The sequence below is a fragment of the Colwellia sp. MB02u-6 genome (genome assembly GCF_014077095.1).
In the GTDB taxonomy this organism is placed as follows: domain Bacteria; phylum Pseudomonadota; class Gammaproteobacteria; order Enterobacterales; family Alteromonadaceae; genus Cognaticolwellia.
On record NZ_JACGVG010000035.1, the window covers coordinates 13,435 to 33,407 of the forward strand.

Sequence of the window (19,973 nt, forward strand, 5' to 3'; positions counted from 1 at the left end):
ATAATAAGTGATTACATTTTTATTATTCTTTCTTTTAACTAAGGTCATACGCTAGACATCAATTATTGACTGCCTTATGATTGCTAGCAACATAATAACAATACGGTTTATTTGGTAAATGATGAATGCAAAAAAAGTAATCTTACATTCTGCTATGCTAATCGCCTTTTGCGGTCTAACAGCCTGTAGTAAAGATGCACCGATAGCGGCTAACACCGCACCGCCCCTGAAATTGAAAAAGTAGCGAGTATTAGCGATGGAAGTAAAATGTTAACTTATCCAACAACAAAAAAAGTAGCCGTTGTTGATGATTATTTTGGTACTAAAGTTACCGATGCTTATCGATGGTTAGAAGATGACATGAGCGCTGAAACAGCGGATTGGGTAAAGGCACAAAATAAAACGACTTATGATTATTTAGCAACAATCCCTTATCGCGAGAAAATTAAATCTCGTCTTGGAGCTCTGTTAGATTATGAAAAAGTTGGCATGCCGTTCCTTGAAGGTGACTATAGTTATTTTTATAAAAACGATGGTTTACAAAACCAAGCTGTTTTATATCGTCAAAAAGGCGATGCATCGGCAGAAGTATTTCTTGACCCTAATACTTTTAGTGAAGATGGTACCGTTTCATTAGCCAATATTGAATTTAGTGAAGACGGTTCATTAGCGGTTTACTTAATTTCTGAGGGCGGTAGTGATTGGCGTAAAGCGCGTATTATAGCAACTGAAACTAATGCTGTACTTGAAGCCGAACTGGTTGATATAAAGTTTAGTGGTTTATCTTGGGTGGCTAATGAAGGCTTTTATTACTCAAGCTACGACAAACCTAAAGGGAGTGAGCTTTCAGCCAAAACTGATCAACATCAATTGTATTACCATAAGTTAGGTACCGCGCAGTCGCAAGATAGCTTAGTTTTTGGTGGCAGCGAAGCACAAAAACACCGTTATGTTAGTGGTGAAGTCACTAAAGATGGACACTATTTATTAGTATCAGCAGCAGTATCTACCTCGGGCAATAAGCTCTTTATTAAAGATTTAACCAGCACAAATTCGCCATTGATTAGCGTTGTTGATAATACTGAATCAGACACATATATGGTCAGTAGTAAGGGTGACAACTTGCTATTTGTCACCAATATGGCAGCACCTAATAATCGTGTGGTTAAAGTTAATGCACTGCAACCAAGTGCTGAAAATTGGGTTGATATTATTCCTGAAACGGACCATGTTTTATCAGTATCTACTGGCGGACATTACTTGTTTGCTAACTATATGAAACATGCGGCGTCTTTTATTGAGCAGTATGATTTAACCGGTAATAAAATTCGCGATATTGCCTTGCCTGAAGTTGGCACAGCTGGTGGCTTTAGTGGTAAAGCGTCGCAAAGTCAGCTTTACTATTCATTTAGTAACCAGAAAACCCCGTCAACCATTTTTAGCTTAGACCTTGCAACGGGTGAATCTGTTGTACATATGAAGTCGAAAGTAAAATTCAATAGTGATAACTTTGAATCTAAACAGGTTTTTTATAGCTCTAAAGACGGTACCAAAGTGCCGATGATCATTACCCATAAAAAAGGCCTAGTGCTTGATGGCAGTAACCCAACGATTTTATATGGTTATGGTGGTTTCAATATCAGTCTACAACCAGAGTTTAGCTCAACTCGCGCTGCTTGGTTAGAGCTCGGCGGTGTATATGCCGTGGCTAATTTACGTGGTGGTGGCGAATACGGTAAAAAATGGCATGATGCGGGTACGCAGTTGAAAAAACAGAATGTATTTAATGACTTTATTGCTGCGGCTGAATACCTGATTAAAGCACAAGTGACTTCTTCAGATAAACTTGCGGTTATGGGGGGCTCAAACGGTGGTTTGTTAGTGGGTGCTGTGATGACACAACGTCCTGAGTTATTTAAAGTCGCATTACCGGCAGTAGGGGTACTTGATATGTTGCGCTACCATACCTTTACTTCAGGCGCTGGTTGGGCTTACGACTATGGTAAATCAAACGACAATGCACAAATGTTTAATTACCTATTAGCTTACTCGCCATTACACAATGTTAAAGTAGGCACACACTACCCTGCGACATTAATAACAACCGGTGATCACGATGATCGCGTGGTGCCAGCGCATTCATTTAAGTTTGCTGCCGAGTTACAAGCAAAACAAGCGGGCGCTAACCCAACATTAATTCGTATTGAAACGGATGCGGGTCATGGTGCGGGTACGCCAATTAGCAAAACCATTGAGCAATATGCCGATATCTATGGTTTCACATTATTTAATATGGGTGTGACAGATATTTAAGCGGTTGGCTATAATTCGTTGGTAATGAGCGATTGTAAAATCAATCGCTAACAAAAAGCCCAGCAATTGCTGGGCTTTTTAATATAGTTTTAAGTTATAGTTTTACACGTATAACTTTACATTTAGAGTAGGGCTAACTACTTAGCAAAAGTATCTTGCAAGGGTGGCACAACTTGCTTTTTACGGCTCATTACACCCGGTAACCATGTTTTACCGTCAACCAAGGTAATATCATAAGCTTTTTCAATAAGGCTGATATCATCACTTACCACTAATAACTCAGAACCTTCTTGCATGATGTCGGTTAATAACAACATCACCGTATGACGATTACCTTCTTCTTTAACGGCTTGTAAATCAGCATATAAATCAGCTTTCATCTCGTCAAATAAAGCTAAGTCAATAACTTCTAATTGGCCAATACCAACAATATTATTCTTCATGTTGAAGTCTTTAAAATCACGTAAAACAAGTTCACGAACCGGCGTGCCGGCGACTGATGATTTTACTGTGAACATTTCCATGCCCAGGCCTTTGTAATCTTCAATACCAGCAATTTCAGCCAAGGCTTCAACGCATTTTATATCAGCGGTTGTACAGGTTGGCGATTTAAATATCACTGTGTCTGACAAAATTGCACACATCATGGCGCCAGCAATGTTTTTAGGAATTTCAATACCGTGAAAATCGTACATCATTTTAATAATGGTATTGGTACAACCTACAGGGCGAACCCAAATCTCTAAAGGGGTAGACGTGGTAATATCACCCAGCTTGTGATGGTCGATAATACCTAAAACTGTGCAGTCATCAATATCATCAGGGCCTTGAATTCGATCTGAGTGATCAACAACAAAAATGCCGTCAGTATCAGCGAAACTCAATTTAAGCTCAGGTTGTTCTAAGCCAAATTTATCTAAAATGAATAGCGTTTCTGGCGAAAGTTCACCTAAGCGTGCAGGCTGTACATCTTCACCAATATGGGTTTTTAAATATGAAAGGGCAATGGCTGAACAAATTGAATCTGAATCAGGAACTTTGTGTCCTACGGCATAAGCTGGCATAAATTGTGCTCTCCAAGCGCCGTTAAGCTAATAATGGCGCTACTGTATAAGTATTGTCTAGAATATGTCGTATATTCTAGCAAAAATTCTAAGCATTAGCCTAATCACTATTCATACTCTTTCATACAACTTTAGTCATTGAACTTGGTCATTCGTCGCCAACAGTTGAATTTTATGGCCGCGCTCTAAATGCTGTTACCCAGGTTATTACTTTACCAACAACACAATGTTTCTGCCTTGTTTACCTGTTCTGGCAAGGTCTATAACAGTGTTTAATAACCATATATCACTTCGGTTAGCACAAATAAAAACACCTGAAATATCCAGGTGTTTTTATGCTTATATATACATTGTTATATCGAGTAACTTTTAAGCTTACTTGTAATAAGCTAAACAGGCTTCAACTTCATTTTTAGAACCCATGATCACTTCAACACGTTGATGAATATCTGTTGGCGCAATATCCATGATACGCCCTTGGCTAGTCATGGCTAAACCACCGGCTTGTTCAATTAAAAAGCTCATCGGGTTGGCTTCATACATTAAACGTAACTTGTAGGGTTTTTCTGGATTTCTATTATCAGCCGGATAGGTAAATATACCGCCCCGGGTAAGAACGCGATGAATATCGCCTACCATAGCGGCAATCCAACGCATATTGAAGTTTTTACCACGTGGGCCAGTATCACCGGCAAGTAAATCACTAATGTAGCTTTGCATAGGTTGTTGCCAGAAACGTTGGTTTGACATATTAATAGCAAACTCTTGCGTATCTTCTGGCACTTGTAAATTACGCTCAACTAATAAATAACCGCCATGCGTGCGGTCTAAAACATAAAAGTGCGTTCCGCTACCTGTGGTCATCACTAAGGTCGTTGATGGACCATAAAGTACATATCCCGCGCAAACTTGGTGATTACCTGATTGTTTAAACATATCAGGATTGCTAGCGGCCATGTCTGTTGGCGCTTGGTGAATGGAGAAAATAGTACCAATTAACGAGTTAATATCGATATTTGAACTGCCATCTAAGGGATCAAATGAAACGATATATTTGCCATCCTCGTCACCCGCCACTGAAGTGTCTTCTTCTTCAGAAGACACGGCTTTGACAAAGCCTGATTCTAACAGAATATCTTTAAATAACTCGTTGGCAACAACATCAAGTTTCTTTTGCACTTCACCTTGAATATTTTCATCCAAGGTCGAGCCCATTGAGTCACTTAAGTGCCCTTGGCTAACTCGAAAGGAAATTTCTTTGGTGGCAGCTAAAATAGTTTCTATTAATGAAATTAAATCTAACGGTACATTGTCTTCACGTAAAGCGGGAGCTAGTCGTTGCATAGGGTTACCTAATTACTTTAGAGTCATACTCTTATGATAGAGCATATCGTATTTTATTTTCGATGTTATGATGTAGTATACCAATTACAATAAATAATCGAACATGTAAAGTGCCCTAAATATCCAATATCTACTTTACTTTTAACCACATACGCTAGCTATGGTTCAATCAGCCTTAGCTACATGGATGTAGGTACTGTAGTTTAGTCTGCATCAATAAATATGTGTGCTTGAATATTACTTATTACTGCTTTCTGACTTAATTCAATGGGTATTATCAAGACATCAAAAGTTAATTCTGCACTGATTATAACAAAAATAAGCGTATTTTCAGCACTTCTAATCATTTTAATTTTAGCTAAACAGGTAATTTATTTAGCTTTACAGACTACAAGGATATGCAATGAGGTTTTTTATTAGGCTAATGGTGTTATTTTTTTACTGTGGCTTGTCAGCACAAGTGCAGGCAAAAACAGAAAAAAGCTATACTGAATTTATTAAAGACAAGCAAAACCATCAAGGTTACTTTTCTTTTTATCTTGATGATAAAACAGGTAAAGTGTTTTTAGAAGTAGAGAACTTTGAGCAAGAATTTTTATTTCAAAGTGGCTTGCCACAGGGGGTGGGTTCAAATGATATTGGTTTAGACCGTGGCCAACTGGGTGATACTAGGTTAGTGCGTTTTGAAAGAGTGGGTGATAAAGTGTTTCTTCGCCAACTTAACACTTATTATCGTGCTAATAGTGATAATATCCTTGAACAGCAAGCGATAGATGAAGCCTTTGCTAGCTCGATTATCTGGGGCTTTAAGGTGAGTCATAGCTCAGCAGATAACAGTAAAATCTTAATTGATTACACCCCCTTTTTACTCTCCGATATTCATAACTTGTCGGCACAATTAAAGCGTACTCAACAAGGCAGCTTTAAGATTGATGCCACGCGCAGTGGTGTTTATAAAAAGCGTACAAAAGCTTTTCCAAACAATACCGAATTAGAGGCCACTGTGACTTATAAAGGCACAGATGCTGGAGCACACTTGCGCTCAGTGACGCCTGATGCCTCAGCGGTTACGGTTAATTTGCACCACTCGCTAATTAAGCTGCCTGATAATAGTTATCAAACACGAAAGTTTCATCCCTTTAGTGGCTTTTGGCAACACGCCTATGCAGATTATGCCAGCGCCATTGATGAGTCATTGATTAAGCGCAATATTCCTCGCCATCGTTTAGTTAAAAAAAACCCAGCAGCCAAAATAAGTGCAGCGGTAGAGCCGATTATTTATTACTTAGATGCTGGAGTCCCTGAGCCGATTAAAAGTGCCTTGCTAGATGGCGCGCGTTGGTGGGATCAAGCCTTTTCTGCTATTGGCTATAAAAATGCTTTTCAAGTTAAGCTGCTGCCAGGTGATGCTGACCCCATGGATGTTCGTTACAACGTTATTCAATGGGTACATCGCGCGACACGCGGTTGGTCTTATGGCTCATCAGTGATTGACCCGCGTACCGGCGAAATTATTAAAGGTCATGTCACCTTAGGCTCTTTACGTGTTCGCCAAGACTATTTAATTGCCTTAGGCTTAACGTCACCGTTTGAAAATGCCAATACTGACACTAGCGCTATGAAAGCCATGGCTTTAGCGCGCATTCGTCAATTAGCGGCACATGAGGTTGGCCACACCTTAGGCATAGCGCATAACTTTGCTGCCAGTGTCAATAATCGAGCGTCAGTGATGGACTATCCCCACCCGCTAATTTCTATTGAAAATGGCCAGATAAGCTTAGCTAATGCTTATGCTGAAGATATTGGCGAATGGGATAAATATGTGGTTGCTTATGGTTATGCTGAGGTAGAAAAAGCGCAAGAATCCCAGTTTTTGACTGAATTAGTCGCAGTAACCCAGCAAAAGGGGCTAAAGTATGTTTCTGACCCTGATGCAAGATCGCAATCAAGTGCTCATGCTACAGGGCATTTGTGGGACAATGGTAAAGATGCGGCTACAGAGTTAAACCGTGTTTTAGCGGTAAGAGCATCAGCATTAGAAAACTTTGGTTTAAACAGTATACCGGTTGGTACGCCAATGTCTGAACTCGAAAAAACATTAGTGCCCATTTACAATTTTCATCGCTTTCAGGTACAAGCCGCAGCAAAATTAATTGCCGGTGTTGACTATGGCTATCAACTTCGCAGTGAACAATTTAGTAATCAGCAAACAAGGGTTGCAGGTAAATCTCAACAAGCAGCGCTTAATGCCTTACTAGCAACGCTAACAGTAGAAACCTTAACACTACCCGCTAAAATCACCGCCTTAATACCGCCTAAGGCCTATGGTTATAGTCGCGATAGAGAAAGTTTTAATAGCCAAACTGGGGTGACTTTTGATCCCATCAGTGCAGCAGAGGCAAGTGCAAAACACACACTGTCGCTATTACTCAATGCCGAGCGACTAGCAAGGCTACAGCAACAAGCTATGCTTGATAACGATATTCCGTCAGTGGCATTTTTACTCAATAAACTGGTCGAAGGCACAGTAAAATCAGCGCCAAAAACCTCAACAGCCATGTTAGTGCAACAAAGGGTAAATCAGCAGTTAATCGAGCATTTAATTGTGCTTTGGCATAGCCAAAATATTGTGCCAGAAGTCAGAGCTGAAGTTTATGTAACATTAACGGATTTAGCTCTATGGTTAACCGATAAGCGTAGCACACGAAAATATCCAGGTTTTCGAGCACACTTTCAATTGTTAGCTCAGCAAATTAATTACAGCTTAGCGCATGATAAGTCATGGATACCGGCATCTAAAATAACATTACCACCCGGTTCACCGATTGGTAGCTATTAAATACCATTAGCTTAACTGCCAAACTGTATTTGTAATTAGACAGAGTATAGATGAACCATGTTCAGTAGATAACTGAACATGGTTCATCATAAAAGGCTGTTGACAAAAAGTTTATAAAAATTTCATAAAAGGCAATAAAATGGTAGAAAATCTAGTAGGTAAAGTGGCATTGTTAGGGGTGCCATTTGATGACAACTCTTCCTTTGAGCGCGGCGCTGCCTTAGCGCCAAATAAGATTCGTGAAGTGTTAAATCATGGTTCATTAAATGGGGCTACAGAATTAGGCGTGAACTTGCGCGAGTCAAAGCAATGGCTTGATGCCGGTGATGTGGACATAAGCTCGTCAGATAACTTTATCAATAAAATTGAACGACGTTGTGACCAGTTACTCGCACAAAACACCCGTTTATTAACCTTAGGGGGCGATCACAGTATTAGTTATCCGATTCTAAAAAGTTACCGAAAATTTTTTGATAAAATCACCATATTACACATTGATGCCCATTCCGACTTGTATGATTCTTTTAAAGGCAATCGCTACTCAAACGCTTGTCCTTTTGCCCGCGTGATGGAAGACAGTTTATGTGATCGCTTAGTGCAGGTAGGTATACGGACATTAAATTTGCATCAAAATGAACAAATAGAAAAGTTTAAGGTTGAGTCATTAGAAATGCGCCATTGGCCTTTGGCCCAGCCATTAGTATTTCAGCACCCAGTTTACCTATCACTTGATATTGATGGCATTGACCCCGCCTTTGCACCTGGCGTTTCACACCGAGAGCCGGGTGGCCTAACAAGTCGTGAAGTGATCAACCTTATCCATCAAATTAATACACCATTGGTGGGCGCTGATATTGTCGAATTTAATCCCAATAAAGATATCGATAATATGACCGCTCAGTTGGCGGCAAAGCTAGTGAAAGAGGTTGCGGGTAAAATGCTTTTGGGTCTTTAATTTGCCCTAGGAATTTACATTAGCAGAAGGAAGAACAAGGGTAAGAAAAAACGGCGCTAAACCGGAAGGTGTTTAGCGCCGCGGTGCAGTCGTACTTAGGGTAAAGTGAACTGTGCACAAAAAAAGTTGACCATTTGGAAAGTATTAGACCAGTTTATCAGCTCTGTGTCTTCAGTTTTGTTTGATTGATATCTGCTTTTTCTGCGCTATTGGTCTTTTTTTCTTTACAATTATCACCTGTTAGCTGCTTTTTAGATCGAATAAGTACCACAAGGTTACCAGCCAAAATAAATAATAAGCCCACGAAGGTATAGGTGGTCCACGCAAATCCTTCAACCAGGGTTGAAATGATCACCGCAACCGCTGGAAACATCACTGAAGCATATGAAGCCTTATGTGCACCAATGCGGTCGAGTAATGTTAGGTAGCTAGCAAAGGCAATAACAGAGCCAAAAATACTTAAATAAAGTAATGAACTAATATAAGAAAATGTATAGTCAAAACTGAAATCTTTCCCCTGAGCCATAGCAATTATCGCCATAAAAATGGCCCCGTAGGACATACCCCATGTCATCGCTGGTATTAGTGGCAGCTTTAGTTTTTGATTTCTCATTGACAGCATATTGCCAGTAGACGCGACTAAAGTACCCAGAATGCAAAACCCTAAGCCTAGTAGCGTTTCAGCGCCTAATTGTGTGTCACTTACTTGTGGCCAAAACAGTGTCACTATACCGAGTAATCCTAAACTCCCCCCTAAGTAAACTTGTTTAGTGATATGAGTGCCGTACCAAATGCGAGCATTGAAGACATTAAAAAACATGATCATTGAAAAGGCAATGCAGGTTAATGCTGAATTGATGTGTTGCTGTGCGCTATAGAGCAAATAATAGTTAAAGCTAAATAAAGTGACGCCAAAAAGAAAGAATTGAAGATGGTGGCGCAAGGAAAACCTTAACCGCAAATTTTTAAGTTTACAGTAGGTAAATAAAATAATAGCAGCCAAACCAAAGCGATAGACGATAGACGCTTCTGGGGCAACATGACCTAATTGGTAATTAATCGCTATCCAGGTAGAGCCCCATATCAACACGGTAATTAAGTATAAAAATGTGTTGTTCATTAACATCCCTTAATATGTTTGCAAGTAAAGCACTCGCGATAAAAATTTAAATTACTCAGCGCCATACGGTTAGTGATGACTGAGGCACTGTGTAGTGATCGACATTATTTTTTCTTTGTGATTATTTTTTTAGGTCAGCATTAAAAGCGCAATACAACAAAGTGCTAAAGCATTATTCAATACTGTTTTACCAGATATGCCATGTTGAACAAACGGCTCGTTAGTGACGGATAGACATTTTACCGATTTTTTGTTTTAATAACATATACAAAAAAATGAAAATGTAACCTATACAGTTATGCGATTAGTTGACAAATCATCCCCCTACTTTTTATATCAACAAGTGATCGACTTTGTTGAATTTCAGCAACAAAGTGGCGCAATACGCCCAGGTGATAAATTACCAAGTTTACGTAAACTAAGTCGACAGTTTGAGATCAGCGTACCGACTGTCAAGCAGGCATACCTTGAACTTGAACGCCAAGGTAGTATTTCTGCTCGGCCACAGTCGGGCTACTATTTAAAAGCTAAACAAGCACGTACTTTATTACCCATGCGGGCAATATGGGCCAGTTGTGAACCGGCAGAAATATCATGCCGGAGTTTAATTGAGCAAGTTTATGACGCTGTGCATATGCCTGACTCAGTGGCATTAGGCATTTCTAATCCTGTTAATGCGCATCCGCCAGACAAAACTCTTGCGAGGTTGATGCGCTCAGTACTGAGTCGAGTATCTGAAAAAGCGGTGAGTTATGGGCCGATTAATGGTGACCCTAAACTACGTTTGAATTTAGCTTTTCGTTATCAAGAACAGGGTGTTTCGGTTAATCACGAAGATCTAATTATTACTAATGGTGCACAAGAAGCCTTGTCTATTGCTCTACAGTGTGTAGCTGAACGCGGTGATATTATCGCGGTTGAATCACCTTGCTACTTTGGGCTTATCGAGCTTATTGAAAGTTTGGGTATGAAGGCTTTAGAGGTTTACACCTGCACTGAAGACGGTGTTTGTGTTGTAGAATTAGCCAAGGTTATTAAACAACATTCAGTGAAGGCCTGCTTGTTTTCAAGCGCTATTAGTAACCCGCTAGGGTCAATGATGACCGATAAGCAACGACAAGCTATGGTCAAGTTACTGGAAAAAAATAACATTGTCTTAATTGAGGACGAAGTCTACAGCGATTTGTATTTTACTGAGCACCGGCCGGTGTCTGCACAGTTATACTCAGAAAAAGGCTTAGTATTAACCTGTTCATCTTTTTCAAAAACAGCGGCTCCGGGTTATCGAGTCGGTTGGTTGTTAGCTGGTAAGTTTGAAGAAAAAGCTAAGCGTATCAAAAGGGCCCAATCATGCTCTACGTCAATGTTGCAACAATGGACATTAAGCGATTACTTAATGAGTGGTGAGTATGACCGGCACCTGCAGGTACTGAGAAAAACCCTGCGTTATAACTGTGAGCGCATGCGGGCGTTAATCGCCGAGCATTTTCCTGATCAAGTGTGTATTTCAAAACCCAAAGGGGGCAGCGTTTTATGGGTACGTTGTCGTTCACATGTTGATACCAGCCAGTTTTTTAAACAAGCGATTGCTCAAGGCGTAAATTTTGCACCCGGAGAGGTTTTTTCGCCCTCTGGAAAGTATAAAAACTATATGCGTATTAGCTATGGTGTGCAATGGAGCGAAAAAATTGACCAAGCTATTCAAGTGCTGGGTCAATTAGTGTACGACTACCCTGAATCTTAAAAACACAAGGACATAAGCGCAGTGACCGAGTACCGCACAAAAATATCATTAAGATTAATATTACCGTTATTAGCCGCTATTATCGCGGTATCTCCTCTGGCCATTGATATGTATCTTCCAGGCATGCCTGAGCTTACTCAATATTTTTCAACAAAAATGCCCTTAGTGCAAAATAGCTTAAGTATTTATTTATTGGGTTATGCGGTTGGCCTGTTAGTGTTTGGTCCCATGGCGGATAAGTATGCTCGTCGTACATTAGTCATGATAGGTTTATTGGGTTTTTTATTAACCACAGTGGCCTTAACATTTGCACAAAATATTGAACAATTTATAGCCTTACGTTTCTTTCAAGCGTTTATGAGTACAGCAGCCACAGTAGTTGTGCCCGGTATTATACGACAGCTTTATGGCAAAGACACCGCGAAAGGACTGTCTTATGTCAGTATGATCATGATGTTGGCACCCATGATAGCACCCAGTATCGGCAGCGTATTACTGCTGCACAGTTGGCAAATGATTTTTTATGTCTTGGCGGGTTATGCTTTTATTGTTTTTGTTTGCAGTTTTTATTATTTACCTGATGTTAAAACGGTTAAATCGACAATCACCTATAGTGCAGTTGAGCGTTATAAAATTGTTTTTAGTAACCGTGCCGCTCGTTTTGATTTATTGACCGTTATGATGGCCTCATTGGCTTTCTTCAGTTATATCACCGCCATTTCATTTGTTTATTTGACTGTATTTAAGGTTTCTGAATTTGAGTTTAGTTTGTTATTTGCGTTGAATATTTTGGCTTTAATGACCGCGCACTTTATGAACACACGACTTGTGGGTAAGTTTGGATCTAGAAAAATGTTACGTTTTGGTGTGGTACTCGCCTTTGTGGCGGTAACAAGTTTATTGCTGGCCAGTATATTCTCTTTATCGGTATATTATTATGTTGTGGCTATTTTGCCGTTAATGGGGAGTTTATCGATGATTTCGGTTAATGCTGACGCCTTAATTCTACAAGAATTTGCTGAACACGCTGGTACAGCAACCGCGGTAAATGGAACTTTGCGTTTTGGTATCGGCGCCCTGGCGGGTCCTATTTTAGCCATATTTTATAATGGTAGCACCTTACCCTTTGCCCTTTTAATGGCGGGTGCAGTTTATCTCGTGGTGATCTGTCAATTAATACAAAGTAAGCTCAATGTAGATACGGAGGAAATGTGAAAAATATAGCGGTAATGTTATCAGGTTGTGGGGTCTACGACGGTTCTGAAATTCATGAGGCAGTGTTAACTCTGCTGGCCATTGAACAAGCGGGTGCTAAATATCGCTGCTTTGCGCCAAATATTAATCAACATCATGTGATTAATCATTTAACGGGTGAAGTGATGCCAGAAGAGCAACGCAATGTACTGGTAGAGTCTGCGCGCATTGCTCGCGGTGATGTTGAAGACTTAAGCGAATTTTATATCGATGAGTTTGATGCCTTGATCGTACCCGGTGGTTTTGGCGCAGCAAAAAATTTATCTGACTTTGCTATTAACGCTGAAGCCTTTAAAGTGAATGAACAAGTGATGGCCGTATGCCAAGCATTTGTAAAAGCCAATAAGCCAGCAGGTTATATGTGTATAGCGCCGGTGATGATCCCACTCATTTATGGTGAAAATGTTCAAGCAACCATAGGTCATGATATTGGCATTGCAAAAGCCTTAATCGATGTGGGCTTAGCGCACCGAGATTGTGCGGTTGATGATATCGTTGTCGATACTAGTCGTAAGCTGGTTTCTACACCGGCCTATATGTTGGCAACAACGTTAACTGAAGCGGCTAGTGGTATTAATAAGCTGGTGGCAAAAGTGATCAAGATGATGGATTAAATCCTATTGAAAATAGGGTGTTTGCATTGAAACTCTTAGCAGAATGAGGGTTTTACCTTTAGTAGCTAATCTTTATTTTATGCTCTTCAGCAGCTTTTAATGCGACTTGTTGTAAACGCCATTTTTTTCGTTCAGCGTAGTAATAATCCCATACGCAAGGGTTACATGCACCACCGCCACAGCAGTCATCATCAGCAGGGGGGCAAGGCTTTGCGAGTAATTCAGTCATAACGGTTACAGTTTTTTGCTATCAATAATAAATCATTATAAATAAAAAAAGCTCTGTATGCAGAGCTTTTTTAGACCAGGCGATAAACTTAGCAATAAGTATTATCCATTATGCCATTTGCTATTATTCTAATGCAGCCAGTTTCTTTTCAAGATAGTGAATATTAGCCCCACCATCAATAAAACCTTGGTCACTTAGAATGTCTTGGTGCAAGGCAATATTGGTTTTAATGCCATCAATAATTAATTCACCTAATGCGTTACGCATACGCGCCATAGCAACCTCACGGCTATCACCCCAAGTGATCAATTTACCGATCATTGAGTCATAGTTTGGCGGCACTGAGTAATCCGCATAAATATGAGAGTCCCAACGTACACCTAAGCCCCCTGGAGGATGAAAACGAGTGATTTTTCCTGGTGATGGGATGAAGGTACGAGGATCTTCCGCGTTAATTCGACATTCAATTGAATGGCCTGATACTTTAATATCGTCTTGTGTATAAGATAGTGGTTGACCTGCGGCAACACGAAGTTGCTCTTTGATCAAATCAACACCCGTAATCATTTCAGTTACCGGATGCTCAACTTGAATACGGGTATTCATTTCAATGAAATAGAATTCGCCATTTTCGTATAAGAACTCAAAGGTACCAGCACCACGATAGTTTATTTTGATACAGGCATTACAGCAGCGTTCGCCAATTTTTGCCCGCAGTTCAGGTGAAATACCTGGCGCAGGCGCTTCTTCAACCACTTTTTGGTGACGACGTTGCATTGAACAGTCACGCTCAGCTAAATGAATGGCAGCACCTTGGCCATCAGCCATGATTTGAATTTCAACATGACGTGGGTTTTCTAGGAATTTCTCCATATAAACTACGTCATTATTGAAGGTCGCTCGCGCTTCTGATTTAGTCAGTTGAATAAATTCAATTAAATCTTCTTCACGGCGAACAACACGCATACCGCGACCACCACCACCACCAGAGGCTTTGATGATCACTGGATAGCCAATACGTCTACCGTGCGCTAAATTTGCTTCAACATCTGCAGTCAGTGGACCATCAGAGCCAGGTACACAAGGGACACCAGCCGCTTTCATGGCTTTAATGGCTGAGACCTTATCGCCCATTAAGCGGATACTTTCCGCCTTAGGTCCAATAAAGGCAAAACCTGATTTTTCTACTTGTTCAGCAAAATCAGCATTTTCAGCAAGGAAACCATAGCCAGGGTGAATCGCTACAGCGTTAGTAACCTCTGCGGCAGTAATAATGGCTGGAATATTTAAATAACTATCCATTGCCGCAGGCTTACCAATACAAATGGTTTCGTCGGCTAACAATACGTGCTTAAGGCTTTTATCAGCCGTTGAGTGCACAGCAACTGTTTTAATGCCAAGCTCTTTACAAGCGCGTAATATTCTTAAGGCAATTTCGCCTCGATTGGCAATAACAACTTTATCTAACATGAAAAACCCCTTAAAGGTTGGGCTTATTCAATGATGAATAGCGGTTGATCAAATTCAATAGCGTCTTCGTTTACCGCTAAAATTTGTTTGATGATACCTGATTTATCAGCTTCAATTTGGTTCATCATCTTCATTGCTTCAAGGATACAGAGTGTATCGCCAGAATTAACATGCTGGCCAACAGCAGCAAATGCAGGTGCATCAGGCGAAGCTGCTGAATAGAAAGTACCAACCATTGGAGAGCGGACAATATGTCCAGTTATTACTGGAGCTACCGCTTCTGCGGCAACAGCTGGAGCAGGTGCTGCAAGTGGTGCTTGGGCTGGCGCTGCATGCATCATAGGAGCTGCTTGCATAATGGTGGCACCACGGCTAATGCGCACTGATTCTTCACCTTCAGAAATTTCTAATTCGTTGATACCTGACTCTTCAACCAATTCAATTAATTTTTTAATTTTACGAATATCCATTTGAATACCTTTTTATCTTATTATTAAATTTAAGTGTGTAAAACTTAAATGAATATCATCATTTAAGTGTGTAAAACTTAAATGAATATCATCATTTAAGTGCTTATTTTTTGTTTTTTTCTAACCAATCTATTGCCGCAGCCAAAGCATATTCATAGCCATTAGCGCCTAAACCGCTAATAACGCCTATAGCAATATCTGATAAATAGGAATGTTGTCTGAATGGCTCTCGCGCATGTACGTTTGATAAATGGACTTCAATAAAGGGTATACTAACCGATAATAAGGCATCTCTAAGCGCAACGCTGGTATGCGTGAAGGCCGCGGGGTTTATTATAATAAAGTCTATTTTTTCAAAACTGGCATGAATTTCGTCAAGCAAAATATGTTCAGCATTTGACTGTTTATGACCTAGCTGCACATTAGCCTTAATGGCGATGTGAGCTAAATTTGCCATAATATCAGTTAACGACAACGAGCCATAAATAGTAGGCTCACGTTTGCCCAACATATTTAAGTTAGGACCATTTAGGACTAAAATGTTAAACTTCGTAGTCATCTTCGGTAAAAACACCCTGATTATTATATAATAGTAACATCATGTCATATTTAACTATGTGATTAAATTAAATTTGGCTTAAATGGCAAATTAATCTTATTAGCCGATTATTATAGTGTTTTCGCAGAATATAGCAGCAAAATACTGGTCTTATCACTTGGAGGGGCTATTAAATGATTGATTTTAGGTCAGTTATCATAAGTTTAGCAAACTAAATGTGCTGTTTTTTTTAATTAATCCGTTGATTTATCAGTATTTTTTAAATAATAATCTAGTAATTAACTGTTGTTTTGTGGTCTGCGGTTCAATACCAGAATGAAATTATTAACGCCTTATTTTTTAAAATGGCTGCCACAATTTTGTTTTTTTAGTTCATAAGTAGCAGCCATTAATATTATTTTAAATATAACGCCAGATACAAGGTCGTTATTTATTAATCCGCCGCGAGCTATTCTTTTATACGGCAGGTTGATTGGCAAAATGGTATGGCTATAGTGACTTACGTTTTGCGGAGCAAAAATTTTTATCACGACAATAAAAAAGCGCCTTGAAGCGCTTTTTTATCATTATTTTTATTAGTTAAGGCCTAAATGTTTTATCGACATGTGCTGAAAATTCATCAGCTCCCATAAAGCCGGTAACTCTGCGTTGTGATAATTCCTTACCTGTTAAATCAAAGAATAAAATTGACGGTAAACCAAAGATTTCAAACTTGGACATTAACTCGATACTGTCTTTTGAGCCAGTATCGGTCAAATCTATTTGCAGTAATACTGTGTCTGCAAGCGCTTTTTGCACCTTGGCTTCAAAGAAAGTGTACTCTTCAAATTCTTTACATGCGACACACCAGTCAGCATAAAGATCAACCATGACGGTTTTTTCTTGTGCATTAGCGTTTTTAATCGCTTGATTCATTTCTGTTAAATTCTTTACATGCTCAAAGCTACGGAGTTCGGTTTGTGGTGAGACCAAAACATTGTTGGTGATGGGATAAACCAGTTGGTAGGCTTTATTGGCGCCGATAAAGAAAACTAAAAAGATTAAGATACTACGTAAACCAAAACCAAAGGTTTTAGCAGAGGCTTGATTGACCGTATAAAAGTAACCAGCAGTAGCTAAAATAAGCAGCACCCAAAGTATATCTATAACTATTAGTGGTAAGAAGCGCTCAAGTAAAAATATTGGCACGGCTAGCAGCAGTAAACCAAAAACATTCTTAATTACGTTCATCCAGTTACCCGCTTTAGGTAGTAACTTACCACCCGAGCTGCCTAATACTAGTAAGGGTAAACCCATACCTAAACTAAGCGCATAAAGTGCTGACGCACCGAGTAATATGTCACCTGATTGTGAAATATATAACAGTGCACCAGTTAAGGGTGCAGTGGTACAAGGAGAAGCAACTAAACCAGAAATGGCGCCCATTATTAGCACACCAAAATAAGAGCCACCTTTTTGATTGCTACTTAGCTGATTTAGCTTGTTTTGCCAACTACTGGGTAGGGCTAAATTAAAGGTCCCAAACATAGAAAGTGCCAAGAAAATAAATAATAAACTTAAGGCAATAAGTACGATAGGGTGTTGAAACATTGCTTGAAATTGTGCACCGGCAATCGCCACTACAATCCCGAGTAAAGTATAAGTAACCGCCATCCCTTGTACATAAGCAAAAGACAAGGCAAAGGCTCTTTTAGTTGATAATTTCTCACCTTGACCGACAATAATACCAGTTAGAATTGGGTACATAGGGAAAACACAAGGTGTAAAAGACAAGAGTAATCCACCAACAAAAAATGCTGCTAGTGTTAACCACAAGCTGTCACTTTTTAGCATGTCAGCTAATTGGTGCTGCTCGCTGCTATTGGCATTATTACTTTGACTATTGGTATTGCTTATAGAACTACCTGATTGGGTATTAATTTCATCTTCGCTACTAGTCCCCAGTGCTGACAAAATGTTTTTAGCGTTATTGGTAGACGCTGCTATTTGTTTAACCTCACTTAGCTTAACCGTTTGCTTGGTTGGTGGATAACATAAGCCTTTTTTGGCGCAGCCTTGATAGCGAATAGTGATATTGGCATCACTTTGAGCTTGTGTAATATCGATGGTAAAAGCGAGTTGGCCAGTAAAAATTTGTTGGACACCAAAAAACTCATCTTCATAGCGCTCACCTTCAGGTAAGTTGACGGGCACAATAGTGGCGTTTTCACTGGTAAATTTAAACTGGTGACGATACAAATAATAACCATCAGCAATATTAAAACTTACTTTTAATTGGTTTTTTTGTTGGTGGAAGTCAAAAATGAAAGCGTCATCAACTTTTAAAAACTCATTGTCATTACTAAAGAGTGATGTAGGCGTGTTAAAAATTGACTCTTGGGCATTTGCTAAGGGTGTTGTAGCAAAACATAAGCTGGTAAGTATTAACCAAAAAACAGTAACAATTTTTTTCATAACCGATATTTTAAAAACTCGTTGATCCAGTTTAAATATTGATGATCACCTTGCTGGATGTTCAAGGCGATAACTTTAAGCGTATCGTATGGGTGCAATGGCTTGATTATCTCATTAAGTCAATCAAAGCGTGCTCACTTATTTTTGTAAATAGTGTCACTTCTGCTCTACTATGTACACTTTCTTGCTGGCGAAAAACCGATATAATATTTGCTAAACACTTGGCCAAGCGGCGAGATTTTTACCCATCAAGTCTTCAGTAATACCTCCCGCTATAGCCATGCTTTAAGATCATGGTATTTGTTACATTAAAGCTAAAAGTAAAGCTAAATTTTTGGAATAAAGCTGAAAGAAAACTCATGTTTATCAAATTAGTCAATAACAACCTTAAGGGCAGTTTACGCTAATCTTTTTCAATCAGTAAGTATCAAGCCTACGTTTGTATCAGACTTAATGATATTGAGCATAGCTAAAAAGTCAGCTCGCTTGAAAAAGACCTGTTAACCCCCATATTAGTTTCATTAAAGATTATTAGGCACTGCTATGTTTCGGCTTTTATTTGTACTTTTTATTATTATTCCGATTATTGAAATTTTTGTTTTGATGCAGGTCGGTGCTGTTTTAGGTGTTTGGCCAACCATTGCCATGGTAATATTCACCGCGTGGTTGGGGGCAAAATATGTCCGACAGCAAGGGATTTCAACCTTAAATTCAGTGCAAACAAAAATGGCTCAAGGGCAAATGCCGTCAGATGAAATTGTTACTGCTTTAATGCTACTAGTAGCGGGCGTATTGTTGGTAACTCCTGGTTTTGTTACTGACTTTCTGGGTTTGAGTTTGTTGATCCCTGCGGTTCGTCATACTATTGCCGGTAGCGTTATGTCGCATATTTCCAGTAATAACACCAGCCAGCAAGGTTTTCAGTTTCACAGTCACAGCCATGGCCAGAACCAAAACCAGAACCAAAACCAAGATGACTTTTCCAAACAACCTGAAAGCCCGTTTCAAGAAAATATTCAGCCACCACATAAAGGTCAAACTTTGGATGGTGAATTTGAGCGCAAAGATTAAAAAAAGATCAAGAGGGACTTGTGAAGTTTTATTTAATCCCCATCTTACTTCTACAAGCAAATAGCACGAAAATTTTAGTCCATTATTTTTATAAAATAAAACTTTTCTGGAGAACAAAATGAGTATTCGTCCATTACACGATCGTGTGATTATCAAACGTAAAGAAGTAGAATCAAAGTCTGCTGGCGGTATTGTATTAACGGGTAGTGCTGCTGAAAAGTCAACACGTGGTGAAGTCGTTGCGGTAGGCAAAGGCAGAATGCTAGAAAATGGTGACGTGCGTGCCTTAGATGTAAAAATTGGCGACCAAGTTATCTTCAGTGAAGGCTACGGTACAAAAACTGAAAAAATTGATGGTGAAGAAGTGCTTATATTGTCAGAGACTGACATTTTAGCCATCGTCGAATAATTATTAATTTTTACCTATTATATTGTACTGATTAAGTTTGGTACAAATACAGTTTACAAGGAAT

18 protein-coding genes are annotated in these 19,973 nt (G+C 39.5%); 8 read left to right on the forward strand and 10 right to left on the reverse strand.

Annotation, left to right across the window (positions count from 1 at the left end; all coding sequences use genetic code 11):
- Nucleotides 1-267 precede the first annotated feature (267 nt).
- Nucleotides 268-2,313, forward strand: a complete 2,046-nt coding sequence (locus H4J46_RS09765) for a prolyl oligopeptidase family protein (protein ID WP_182233327.1) — start codon at nt 268-270, stop codon at nt 2,311-2,313.
- 137 nt (nt 2,314-2,450) lie between these two features.
- On the opposite strand, the gene H4J46_RS09770 is transcribed toward H4J46_RS09765, so the two are convergent.
- Together H4J46_RS09770 and H4J46_RS09775 are read right to left on the reverse strand one after the other, a co-directional pair.
- Nucleotides 2,451-3,377, reverse strand: coding sequence for a manganese-dependent inorganic pyrophosphatase (locus H4J46_RS09770; protein ID WP_182233328.1), 927 nt, complete (start codon nt 3,375-3,377; stop codon nt 2,451-2,453).
- Nucleotides 3,378-3,752: 375 nt separating this feature from the next.
- Nucleotides 3,753-4,721 (reverse strand): class 1 fructose-bisphosphatase, encoded by a 969-nt coding sequence (locus H4J46_RS09775; protein ID WP_182233329.1) that lies wholly within the window; start codon nt 4,719-4,721, stop codon nt 3,753-3,755.
- Nucleotides 4,722-5,124: 403 nt separating this feature from the next.
- Here H4J46_RS09775 and H4J46_RS09780 point away from each other — a divergent pair, with 403 nt between their 5' ends.
- Nucleotides 5,125-7,560: a zinc-dependent metalloprotease gene (locus H4J46_RS09780; RefSeq protein WP_182233330.1), complete on the forward strand. Its 2,436-nt coding sequence runs from the start codon at nt 5,125-5,127 to the stop codon at nt 7,558-7,560.
- A gap of 139 nt (nt 7,561-7,699) precedes the next feature.
- Nucleotides 7,700-8,515, forward strand: a complete 816-nt coding sequence (gene speB, locus H4J46_RS09785; RefSeq protein ID WP_182233331.1) for an agmatinase — start codon at nt 7,700-7,702, stop codon at nt 8,513-8,515.
- A 157-nt stretch (nt 8,516-8,672) separates the two neighbouring features.
- On the opposite strand, the gene H4J46_RS09790 is transcribed toward speB, so the two are convergent.
- Complete coding sequence (locus H4J46_RS09790; protein WP_182233332.1) at nt 8,673-9,635, reverse strand: DMT family transporter; 963 nt, start codon at nt 9,633-9,635, stop codon at nt 8,673-8,675.
- 298 nt (nt 9,636-9,933) lie between these two features.
- Here H4J46_RS09790 and H4J46_RS09795 point away from each other — a divergent pair, with 298 nt between their 5' ends.
- Genes H4J46_RS09795 through elbB form a run of 3 tightly spaced genes read left to right on the forward strand, consistent with a single transcriptional unit; the run spans nt 9,934 to nt 13,247 of the window.
- A complete protein-coding gene (locus H4J46_RS09795) occupies nt 9,934-11,379 on the forward strand; it encodes a PLP-dependent aminotransferase family protein (RefSeq protein WP_182233333.1) in 1,446 nt (481 codons plus the stop codon).
- A gap of 21 nt (nt 11,380-11,400) precedes the next feature.
- Nucleotides 11,401-12,594, forward strand: coding sequence for a multidrug effflux MFS transporter (locus tag H4J46_RS09800; RefSeq protein ID WP_182233334.1), 1,194 nt, complete (start codon nt 11,401-11,403; stop codon nt 12,592-12,594).
- Complete coding sequence (elbB, locus tag H4J46_RS09805; protein ID WP_310650228.1) at nt 12,591-13,247, forward strand: isoprenoid biosynthesis glyoxalase ElbB; 657 nt, start codon at nt 12,591-12,593, stop codon at nt 13,245-13,247. Before H4J46_RS09800 ends, elbB begins: the two co-directional genes overlap by 4 nt.
- Nucleotides 13,248-13,305: 58 nt before the next feature.
- Here the strand turns inward: elbB and H4J46_RS09810 are convergent, their stop codons facing one another.
- The 7 genes from H4J46_RS09810 to cutA all read right to left on the reverse strand — a co-directional run bounded on the left by H4J46_RS09810 (nt 13,306) and on the right by cutA (nt 18,527).
- Nucleotides 13,306-13,476 carry an oxidoreductase-like domain-containing protein gene (locus H4J46_RS09810; RefSeq protein WP_182233335.1) on the reverse strand — a complete coding sequence of 57 codons (171 nt, stop codon included), beginning with the start codon at nt 13,474-13,476 and terminating at the stop codon, nt 13,306-13,308.
- Nucleotides 13,477-13,599: 123 nt separating this feature from the next.
- A complete protein-coding gene (gene accC / locus H4J46_RS09815; protein WP_182233336.1) occupies nt 13,600-14,946 on the reverse strand; it encodes an acetyl-CoA carboxylase biotin carboxylase subunit in 1,347 nt (448 codons plus the stop codon).
- 23 nt (nt 14,947-14,969) lie between these two features.
- Nucleotides 14,970-15,416 (reverse strand): acetyl-CoA carboxylase biotin carboxyl carrier protein, encoded by a 447-nt coding sequence (gene accB / locus H4J46_RS09820; protein WP_182233337.1) that lies wholly within the window; start codon nt 15,414-15,416, stop codon nt 14,970-14,972.
- A gap of 103 nt (nt 15,417-15,519) precedes the next feature.
- Nucleotides 15,520-15,975 carry a type II 3-dehydroquinate dehydratase gene (gene aroQ, locus H4J46_RS09825; protein ID WP_182233338.1) on the reverse strand — a complete coding sequence of 152 codons (456 nt, stop codon included), beginning with the start codon at nt 15,973-15,975 and terminating at the stop codon, nt 15,520-15,522.
- A 332-nt stretch (nt 15,976-16,307) separates the two neighbouring features.
- Nucleotides 16,308-16,505 carry a hypothetical protein gene (locus H4J46_RS09830; protein ID WP_182233339.1) on the reverse strand — a complete coding sequence of 66 codons (198 nt, stop codon included), beginning with the start codon at nt 16,503-16,505 and terminating at the stop codon, nt 16,308-16,310.
- A gap of 49 nt (nt 16,506-16,554) precedes the next feature.
- A complete protein-coding gene (locus H4J46_RS09835) occupies nt 16,555-18,429 on the reverse strand; it encodes a protein-disulfide reductase DsbD (RefSeq protein ID WP_182233340.1) in 1,875 nt (624 codons plus the stop codon).
- On the reverse strand, nt 18,426-18,527 hold the full coding sequence (gene cutA / locus H4J46_RS17685) for a divalent cation tolerance protein CutA (protein ID WP_182233341.1): 102 nt from the start codon (nt 18,525-18,527) through the stop codon (nt 18,426-18,428). Before cutA ends, H4J46_RS09835 begins: the two co-directional genes overlap by 4 nt.
- Nucleotides 18,528-18,972: 445 nt before the next feature.
- Here cutA and H4J46_RS09845 point away from each other — a divergent pair, with 445 nt between their 5' ends.
- Nucleotides 18,973-19,500, forward strand: coding sequence for an FxsA family protein (locus H4J46_RS09845; RefSeq protein WP_182233342.1), 528 nt, complete (start codon nt 18,973-18,975; stop codon nt 19,498-19,500).
- A gap of 118 nt (nt 19,501-19,618) precedes the next feature.
- Nucleotides 19,619-19,909, forward strand: coding sequence for a co-chaperone GroES (locus tag H4J46_RS09850; protein ID WP_182233343.1), 291 nt, complete (start codon nt 19,619-19,621; stop codon nt 19,907-19,909).
- Nucleotides 19,910-19,973 lie beyond the last annotated feature (64 nt).

Bases quoted from the DNA above. Each gene is read 5' to 3' on its own strand.
- H4J46_RS09765 (WP_182233327.1), top strand. From the start codon at position 268: ATGTTAACTTATCCAACAACAAAAAAAGTAGCCGTTGTTGATGATTAT.
- H4J46_RS09770 (WP_182233328.1), bottom strand. From the start codon at position 3,377: ATGCCAGCTTATGCCGTAGGACACAAAGTTCCTGATTCAGATTCAATT.
- H4J46_RS09775 (WP_182233329.1), bottom strand. From the start codon at position 4,721: ATGCAACGACTAGCTCCCGCTTTACGTGAAGACAATGTACCGTTAGAT.
- H4J46_RS09780 (WP_182233330.1), top strand. From the start codon at position 5,125: ATGAGGTTTTTTATTAGGCTAATGGTGTTATTTTTTTACTGTGGCTTG.
- speB (WP_182233331.1), top strand. From the start codon at position 7,700: ATGGTAGAAAATCTAGTAGGTAAAGTGGCATTGTTAGGGGTGCCATTT.
- H4J46_RS09790 (WP_182233332.1), bottom strand. From the start codon at position 9,635: ATGAACAACACATTTTTATACTTAATTACCGTGTTGATATGGGGCTCT.
- H4J46_RS09795 (WP_182233333.1), top strand. From the start codon at position 9,934: ATGCGATTAGTTGACAAATCATCCCCCTACTTTTTATATCAACAAGTG.
- H4J46_RS09810 (WP_182233335.1), bottom strand. From the start codon at position 13,476: ATGACTGAATTACTCGCAAAGCCTTGCCCCCCTGCTGATGATGACTGC.
- accC (WP_182233336.1), bottom strand. From the start codon at position 14,946: ATGTTAGATAAAGTTGTTATTGCCAATCGAGGCGAAATTGCCTTAAGA.
- accB (WP_182233337.1), bottom strand. From the start codon at position 15,416: ATGGATATTCGTAAAATTAAAAAATTAATTGAATTGGTTGAAGAGTCA.
- aroQ (WP_182233338.1), bottom strand. From the start codon at position 15,975: ATGACTACGAAGTTTAACATTTTAGTCCTAAATGGTCCTAACTTAAAT.
- H4J46_RS09835 (WP_182233340.1), bottom strand. From the start codon at position 18,429: ATGAAAAAAATTGTTACTGTTTTTTGGTTAATACTTACCAGCTTATGT.
- H4J46_RS09845 (WP_182233342.1), top strand. From the start codon at position 18,973: ATGTTTCGGCTTTTATTTGTACTTTTTATTATTATTCCGATTATTGAA.
- H4J46_RS09850 (WP_182233343.1), top strand. From the start codon at position 19,619: ATGAGTATTCGTCCATTACACGATCGTGTGATTATCAAACGTAAAGAA.